Origin of the sequence: Pseudomonas sp. CAN1, from assembly GCF_030462585.1 — a bacterium.
Taxonomy (GTDB): domain Bacteria; phylum Pseudomonadota; class Gammaproteobacteria; order Pseudomonadales; family Pseudomonadaceae; genus Pseudomonas.
The window spans coordinates 21,518-28,593 of sequence record NZ_JASMRU010000050.1 but is presented as its reverse complement, the minus strand read 5'-3'; the positions used below and the strand labels follow the sequence as shown (position 1 = coordinate 28,593).

6 protein-coding genes and 1 pseudogene are annotated in these 7,076 nt (G+C 67.1%); 4 read left to right on the top strand and 3 right to left on the bottom strand.

Annotated elements, in window-relative coordinates; translation table 11 throughout:
• Positions 1–88 precede the first annotated feature (88 nt).
• Positions 89–556 (top strand): annotated as a pseudogene (locus QO207_RS31580) (aldehyde dehydrogenase family protein); the annotation flags it as partial.
• Positions 557–598: 42 nt separating this feature from the next.
• Here the strand turns inward: QO207_RS31580 and QO207_RS29760 are convergent.
• From QO207_RS29760 to QO207_RS29750, 3 genes are all read right to left on the bottom strand, one after another.
• Positions 599–1,312 carry an SDR family NAD(P)-dependent oxidoreductase gene (locus tag QO207_RS29760; protein ID WP_301535842.1) on the bottom strand — a complete coding sequence of 238 codons (714 nt, stop codon included), beginning with the start codon at positions 1,310–1,312 and terminating at the stop codon, positions 599–601.
• 97 nt (positions 1,313–1,409) lie between these two features.
• The gene (locus QO207_RS29755; RefSeq protein ID WP_301535841.1) at positions 1,410–2,993 is read right to left on the bottom strand and encodes a rhodanese-related sulfurtransferase; all 1,584 of its coding nucleotides are present in this window, start codon (positions 2,991–2,993) and stop codon (positions 1,410–1,412) included.
• Positions 2,990–3,595: a 3-mercaptopropionate dioxygenase gene (locus QO207_RS29750; RefSeq protein WP_301535840.1), complete on the bottom strand. Its 606-nt coding sequence runs from the start codon at positions 3,593–3,595 to the stop codon at positions 2,990–2,992. The genes QO207_RS29755 and QO207_RS29750 overlap by 4 nt, the downstream gene beginning before the upstream one ends.
• Before the next feature lie 114 nt (positions 3,596–3,709).
• On the opposite strand from QO207_RS29750, the gene QO207_RS29745 reads away from it, so the two are divergent.
• The 3 genes from QO207_RS29745 to QO207_RS29735 all read left to right on the top strand — a co-directional run bounded on the left by QO207_RS29745 (position 3,710) and on the right by QO207_RS29735 (position 6,940).
• The gene (locus tag QO207_RS29745) at positions 3,710–4,606 is read left to right on the top strand and encodes a LysR family transcriptional regulator (RefSeq protein ID WP_301535839.1); all 897 of its coding nucleotides are present in this window, start codon (positions 3,710–3,712) and stop codon (positions 4,604–4,606) included.
• 310 nt (positions 4,607–4,916) lie between these two features.
• Positions 4,917–5,984: an LLM class flavin-dependent oxidoreductase gene (locus QO207_RS29740; RefSeq protein ID WP_301535838.1), complete on the top strand. Its 1,068-nt coding sequence runs from the start codon at positions 4,917–4,919 to the stop codon at positions 5,982–5,984.
• Between the two features lie 11 nt (positions 5,985–5,995).
• On the top strand, positions 5,996–6,940 hold the full coding sequence (locus tag QO207_RS29735) for an ABC transporter substrate-binding protein (RefSeq protein ID WP_301535837.1): 945 nt from the start codon (positions 5,996–5,998) through the stop codon (positions 6,938–6,940).
• The last annotated feature ends 136 nt before the right edge of the window (positions 6,941–7,076 follow it).

Below are 7,076 nucleotides of genomic sequence, written 5' to 3'. Positions count from 1 at the left end.
GATCATGGTCACGGTGCCGCTGTCGATCTGCGGCGCGCTGATCCCGCTGTTCCTCGGCCTGTCGAGCCTGAACATCTACACCCAGGTGGGGCTGCCGTTCTGGCTGTCGATCCTGCTCTGCGGCGGCGTCGTGGTGCTGTATTCCAGCCTGGGCGGCATGTGGTCGCTGACGCTCACCGACATCGCCCAGTTCATCATCAAGACGGTCGGCATGATGTTCCTGCTGCTGCCGCTGTGCCTGTACCGCGTGGGCGGCTGGGACGAGCTGGTGGCGAAGATCATCGAATTCGACACGGTGGATGAGGTGGTGGCGGCGGCCAACGACACGCCCTACGGGCTGGCTGCTTATCTGTGGACCCGCGACCTCGACACCGCGCACCGGGTATCCGAGCGGCTGGACTACGGCATCGTCGGCATCAACGATGGCGCGCCGTCCACCGCCCAGGCGCCGTTCGGCGGGGTGAAGATGAGCGGCATCGGCCGCGAGGGTGGCGTCTGGGGTATCCAGGAATACCTGGACACCAAGTTCGTCTCGGTCGGCCTGGAGCCACGCTGAGGCGAGAGCAGGGGCGCAGAAGCGCCCCTTCTTTTTGCCCGGCTAGCGCAGGGTGTAGCCGCCGTCCGGCGAAAGGGTCGCACCAGTCATGTAGGGATTGCCGAGCAGGAACAGCGCGGCATCGGCTGCATCCTCGACTGTCCCCACGCGTTTGAGCAGGGTGCTCTGGGCGTAATGTGCGAAGGCGCTCTCGCGCAGCTGCGGGTCGCGGCTTTGCCAGAGTTCGCCATCCAGCGTGCCGGGGGCGATGACGTTGACCCGGCGTGGCGCCAGGTCCACCGCCAGCGCACGCGCAAGGCCTTCGATGGCGCTGTTGCAGGCTGCATAGGACGCCGCTCCCGGCACCGGGCGCGCACCGGCTGCGCCGCCAACCAGCACGATGCCGGCCTCCGGCGCGAGAACGGGCAGGGCGGCCTGCACCGCCCAGTATTGCGGCCAGAACTTGCGCTCGAAGGCGCTGCGCACTTTCTCTTCATCCTGCTCGTTGAAGTCGGCAACCTGATAGCTGGCCGCCGGCGTGAACAGGCCATCGACCCGGTCGAGGCGGGCGAAGAACTCACCCAGCGATTGGCGGTCGGTGTTGTCCACCGGGTAGCCCTCGGCGCTGGGGCCAAGGCTCTCCACCACGCTGGCCAGCCGTGCTTCGTCGCGTCCACCCAGAACGACGCGCGCACTGCGTTGCACGGCCAAGCGCGCGGCGCGCAGGCCGATGCCGGAAGTCCCGCCGATGATGACCAGCGTCTTGCCTTCGATCATGTGATTTCCCTTTCGCTGCTGCTGCCAGCGCGTGTGCGCCAGGCATGTCCTGAGATAAAGCCCGGCCGCTCTCAAAGGGCAGCCGGGTTCTGCTGCTTCAGATCACGAAGAAGCCGTGGGTGCCGTCGCGGCCCAGTTGCTCCACCAACCCGAACTCCCAGTCGAGGTAACCCTGCATGGCTTCGCGCGGGTTGTCGGTGCCTTCGTAAGGACGGCGGTAGCGGTCGATGCGCGGCGCGGCGAGCAGGCTTTCGCCTTCCTCGGTCGGCTGGCCGGCGGCGACCCAGGCGCTGGTGCCGCCCTCAAGGAGGAACACTGGCTTGTCGGTCAGCGCCGCCAGGTCGGCCACGGCAAAGCCCGCCAGCAAGCTGGTGCCGCAGGTGAGCACGTAGCGGTCGGCATCACCGAGCCGGGCCAGCGCCTCGCGCAGCTGGCTGCGCAGGGCCCAGGCGGCGCCGGGGATGTGGCGCTTGACGTAGTTGGCGCTGGCGGTGAAGTCGAGCACGGCGGTGCCCGGAGCGCGCAGCCAGTCGGCCAGGGTCTGCGGGGCGATGGTTTCGGCCTGCGGCTTGGCCGGCAGCGGGGCAGCCCAGGCGCCTTGTTCGCTGAAATCGGCGGCGGCCAGGCCGTCGAGCACGGCGACCTGCCAGCCCATCTGGGCCAGCCAGGAGGCGCTCATGTTGGCGCGCACGCCATCGTCATCGATCAGCACCAGGCGCGCACCGCGCACGCTGGCGACATGGTCGGTTTCCTGAACCAACTGGCCTCCGGGAGTGGAGCGCGAGCCGGGCAGGTGACCGGCTTCGTATTCCTCCGGAGTGCGCACGTCGAACAGGTAGGTGGTGCGGGCGCTCTCTGCCTGCCATTGGCGCAGGCCGGCGCGGTCGATGCGGGCGACTTGCGCACGGTCAGCCACGGCGCGGGCGCGCTGGGCGGCGGACTGGCGGGTGTCTGCGCCAACCTCGGCGAAACGCCGTGCCTGGCCATGCTCCAGCTGCTGCCCGGCCAGCGTCCAGCCGATGGTGCCGTTGCGCAGCGCCGACACCGGGTTGGGGATGCCGGCGTTCACCAGCGACTGGGTGCCGATGATGCTGCGGGTGCGCCCGGCGCAATTGACGATGACGCGGGTGGCCGGGCTCGGCGCCAGTTCGGCAACGCGCAGCACCAGCTCGGCGCCGGGCACGCTGATGCCGCTGGGGATGCTCATGGTCTGGTATTCGTCGAAGCGGCGGGCGTCGAGCACCACGACGTCGGCCCTGGCATCGAGCAGCGCCTGGACTTCCTCGGCAGCCAGGGAAGGGGTGTGGCGTTCGGCTTCCACCAGCTCGCCAAAGGATTTGCTTGGTACGTTGACGTCCTTGAACAGCTCGCCGCCGGCAGCGCGCCAGCCGGCCAGGCCGCCGTCGAGCAGGGCGACGTCGCTGTAGCCGAGGTCGAGCAGGCGTTGCGCGGCCAGTTCGGCCAGGCCTTCGCCATCGTCATACACGGTCACTGGCGTGTCGCGGCGCGGCACGCGGGCGTAGATCTCCAGTTCCAGCTTGGAGAACGGCACGTTGGCGGCGAACAGCGGGTGCTCCTGGGCGAACGGGTCTTCCTCGCGCACGTCGAGCAGGATCAGCTCCTGGCGAGCGAGGAGGGCGGCGCGGATGTCGTGGAAGGTACGGCGGGCAATCTGACTCATGCGGGGTTCTCTTTCGACAGGTCCCAGATGTTGGGCAACTGGCTGTTGGAATAGCCGGAGATGAAGGGTTTCTCTTCACCTTCGGCACTGAAGACGGCACGTCGCACCGCGCCGATGTTGGCGCCGTAGACGTGGATGCTGATGGAGGAGCGGTCAGCGAAGGCGTTGCTGACCTGGTGGATGTCGCCAATGCGCGGCGACACCGCTTCCACTTCGCCCGGCTCCAGCCGGTGAGGTTCGCCACTGGCTTGCAAGCTGCCATCGGCGGCGAAGGCGAACGGCTGCGAATATTCGGCGCCGCGCAACATGCCGATCAGGCCCCAGACGCGGTGGTCGTGCACCGGCGTGCGCTGGCCCGGGCCCCAGACGAAGCTGACCACCGAGAAGCGCTGTTGCGAGTCGGCGTGCAGCAGGTACTGCTGGTAGCGCTGTGGATCGGGGCGGGCGTAGTCGCCGGGCAGCCAGTCGTCGTGGCGCACCAGTTCGGCCAGCAGCGGGCCGGCCTGGGCGAGCAGCGCGGCTTCGTCGGGCTGGGTGTCGATCAGGTTCGCCAGGTCACCGATGAACTGGCGCAGGCGGTCAAGGCGCAGAGGGGCAGACATGCGGAAAATTTCACTCCGGTCAGGTTTGGCGCTACGGTAGCAAACGTATTTTTATTCCTGAAATGCATTTTGAATCTAAGCTAATATGCAAGAAATGCAATTGGTGTTTGCCCCATGAAGATCGATGACATCGACGCCTTCGTCGCGGTGATCCGCAACGCCTCCCTCAGCCAAGCCGCCGAAAGCCTGGGGCTGACCCAGTCGGCGATCACCCGACGGGTGCAGAGCCTGGAGGAATCCCTCGGGGTGGAATTGCTCGATCGCAACACCAAGCCGCTCAAGCCGACCGCCGCCGGGTTGCGGGTCTTTGAGCAGTGCCGGCGGGTGCTGCGCGAGGTGGACGGGCTGCGCGAGCTGGTCGCCAGCGATTCGGCGCCCAGCGGTGTGCTGCGCCTTGGGGTGCCGCAGAGCATCGGCGAGGTGGTGCTGCTCGAAGCGCTGCGGCAACTGGCCGACGAGTATCCCGAGTTGCGCGCGCAGGTCAGCAGCGGCTGGGGCAGCCATCTGCTGGCACGTCTGGAAAACGCCGAGCTGGATGCAGCGGTGGTGCTGTTCCCGCCGAGCAAGGTATTCCCCGATGACCTGGGCGCCACGCCGCTGGGGCAGGTCGAGCTGTGCGTGGTGGCGTCGAAGGCCAGCGACTTGCAAGCCCATCGTCTGCTCGACTGTCAGCAGCAGGGCTGGGTGCTCAACCCGGACGGTTGCGGCTTCCGCGCCGGCCTGCAGCGCGCCCTGGCCGACCAGGGCCTGGGCCTGCAGCTGAACCTGGAAACCTTCGGCAGCGAACTTCAGCTCGGGCTGGTGGCGCAGGGCAGGGGGCTCGGCCTGGTGCCAGCGCCGGCCCTGGCGCGCAGCCAGTACCGCGAGCAGTTGCAGGTGCTCGACCTGGAAGACTTCCGCCCGCTGATCCAGCTTTGGCTGGTGCGCCCGCGGCTGCTGGCCAACCTGGAAACGCCGGCCCGGCTGTTCGGTAGCGCGGTGGCCAGAGGCTTGGATATATCCCCGGCCTGAATCCCCCTGTAGGAGCGAGCTTGCTCGCGAACCCCCTTTACTCCTGTGCCAGCCGGAGGGTGCCGTCGTGGCTCTGTTCGCGAGCAAGCTCGCTCCTACGAAAAGCGGAAAGCGAAGCGCGCAACTTGGTCACGCTTAAATATGCGCTATTTGCATATTAGGATATGACAAAAATGAATTTCCATCATGAAGTGCTTGCCTATAGCTTCTAAGAACGACGTCAGACAAGACGTTTTTCTTATAACGAAAGCCGCCGGATTCAGTCAGCGGCCCAGGCGAGGGCAACACAGTGAGCGTGGAAATTCTCGGCATGATCACCGCCACCCCGAGTTCCGAGGTGGATCAGCCGTTGGGGGACGCGGTGGATGCCGGCTTCGTCCGGCAATTCGCCCAGGCCCATGAGGACGCCGGTTTCGACCGGGTGCTGGTGGGGTACTTCAGCAATGCCGCCGAGGGCGCGGTGGTCAGCTCCTTCGTGGCTGCCGCCACCCGACGCCTGGGCATCCTGCTGGCCTACCGGCCGGGCGTGATCGCGCCGCCGCTGGCCGCCCGCCAGCTCGCCACCCTCGACCAGTTCAGCGACGGCCGCCTGGCCCTCAACGTGGTCAGCGGCGGCAACGACGAAGACCTGGCGCGCGACGGCGACTACCTCGACCACGACCGCCGCTACGCCCGTACCGACGAATATCTGCAGGCCCTGCGCAACATCTGGACGGCCGAGCAGCCGGTGGATTTCCACGGCGAGTTCTATCGCTTCCAGGGCGCTTCACCGGCCGTGCGCCCACGGCAGAAACCGCACATCCCGATCTATTTCAGCGGCTCGTCCGAGGCCGCCATCGAGGTTGCCGCACGCCACGCCGACACCTACATGCTCTGGGGTGAACCACTGGCCGCCGTCGACGAGCATATCCGCCGGGTACGTGCCGCCGCCCAGGCGCAGGGGCGCGATCCGCGCTTCTCGGTGTCCTTCCGCCCGATAGTCGCGGACACCGAGGAGGCCGCCTGGAAACGCGCCGCCGAGATCGTCGAACAGGTGCGCGACAACCGCTCCCGCCTGGGTCTGCCGCTCAACGACCACAAGCCGGAGAACGTCGGCTCCCAGCGTCTGTTGGCCGCCGCACAGCAGGGCGATGTGCTCGACACGCGGCTATGGACCGGCGTGGCCCGCCTGACCGGTGCGCGCTGGAACTCCACCGCACTGGTCGGCACGCCCGAGCAGGTCGCCGCGGCGCTGGGCGAGTACTACCGCCTGGGTGTTTCCACTTTCCTGATCCGTGGCTTCGACCCGCTCGGCGACGCCGTGCGCTACGGCCAGGGCCTGATTCCCGCCATCCATGAACAGATCGCCCGCCTGCCGCAATTGCGTCGGGCCGGTTGAGGAGCTTTTCGATGAACCTGAAACAACGCCTGCGCGTCACCTTCGCCGCGCTCCTGCTGGGCGCGCCGCTGGCCCAGGCCGCCGACCTGCCGACGCTGCGGGTCGGTGACCAGAACTACTACAACGTACGCGCCTCCATGGAAGCCTCCGGCGTGCTCGAAGGCGCGCCCTATACCGTCGACTGGAAGCATTTCCAGTCTGCTGCGCCAGTGGCCGAAGGACTGCAGGCTGGCGCGCTGGACCTGGGTTTCCTCGGTGACTCGGGCTTCATCTTCCTCGCCGCCAAGGGCGCGCCGGTGAAGCTGATCGGGATTTCCCGGCAGAACCCCGACACCATCGCGCTGCTGGTGCCCAAGGATTCGCCGGTGAAGACCATCGCCGATCTGAAAGGCAAGAAGGTCGCCTACTGGCCCGGCGCCTGGAGCCAGCAACTGACCCTGCGAGCTTTGGAGAAAGCCGGCCTGCCCAGTGACTACGTCGAGTTCGTCAAACTGATGCCCATCGACGCGGCCGCGGCACTGCCACGCGGCAGCATCGACGCCTTCCCGGTGTGGGAGCCCTACATCTCGCAGCAGATCGTGTTCTCCGGCGCACGCCCGATCCTCACCGCCCGCAACCTGATGCCGGGGCTGTCGAGCATCGCCGCCAACGCCGACTCCATCGACCCCAAGCGCGCGCAGATCGCCGACTTCCTCGGCCGCCTGCAGAAGGCCCGCGTCTGGGTCGAAGCGCACAAGGAGCAATACGCCGACATCTGGGCGAAGAAGGCCAACCTGGACCAGTCCGTTTCCCGCCACTGGATCGGCCAGGCCGCCATGAGCGTCGGCCCGGTGGATTCGCAGGCTGCCGCCGACTACCAGGGCACCGCCGATTTCCTCCTGCAGACCGGCGCGCTGCCCAAGGCCTTCGACACTTCCAGCGTGATCGACACCTCGTTCGCCGGCGCATTCCACTGAGGCCCTGACTCGCGAGTTGGCGGTGGAGCAGGGGAGTGATACCTGCCCGGAAGGAGGCTTGCGCCGAGCCTCCTTCTGTCATTAGTTAAGAACCAAAGAGTATTTTTATCGAGTTTTTTATATCGGTAATCTTGGT

Coding starts and splice junctions, on each gene's coding strand:
- QO207_RS29760 (WP_301535842.1), bottom strand. CDS start 1,312: ATGATCGAAGGCAAGACGCTGGTCATCATCGGCGGGACTTCCGGCATC.
- QO207_RS29735 (WP_301535837.1), top strand. CDS start 5,996: ATGAACCTGAAACAACGCCTGCGCGTCACCTTCGCCGCGCTCCTGCTG.
- QO207_RS29745 (WP_301535839.1), top strand. CDS start 3,710: ATGAAGATCGATGACATCGACGCCTTCGTCGCGGTGATCCGCAACGCC.
- QO207_RS29755 (WP_301535841.1), bottom strand. CDS start 2,993: ATGAGTCAGATTGCCCGCCGTACCTTCCACGACATCCGCGCCGCCCTC.
- QO207_RS29740 (WP_301535838.1), top strand. CDS start 4,917: ATGATCACCGCCACCCCGAGTTCCGAGGTGGATCAGCCGTTGGGGGAC.
- QO207_RS29750 (WP_301535840.1), bottom strand. CDS start 3,595: ATGTCTGCCCCTCTGCGCCTTGACCGCCTGCGCCAGTTCATCGGTGAC.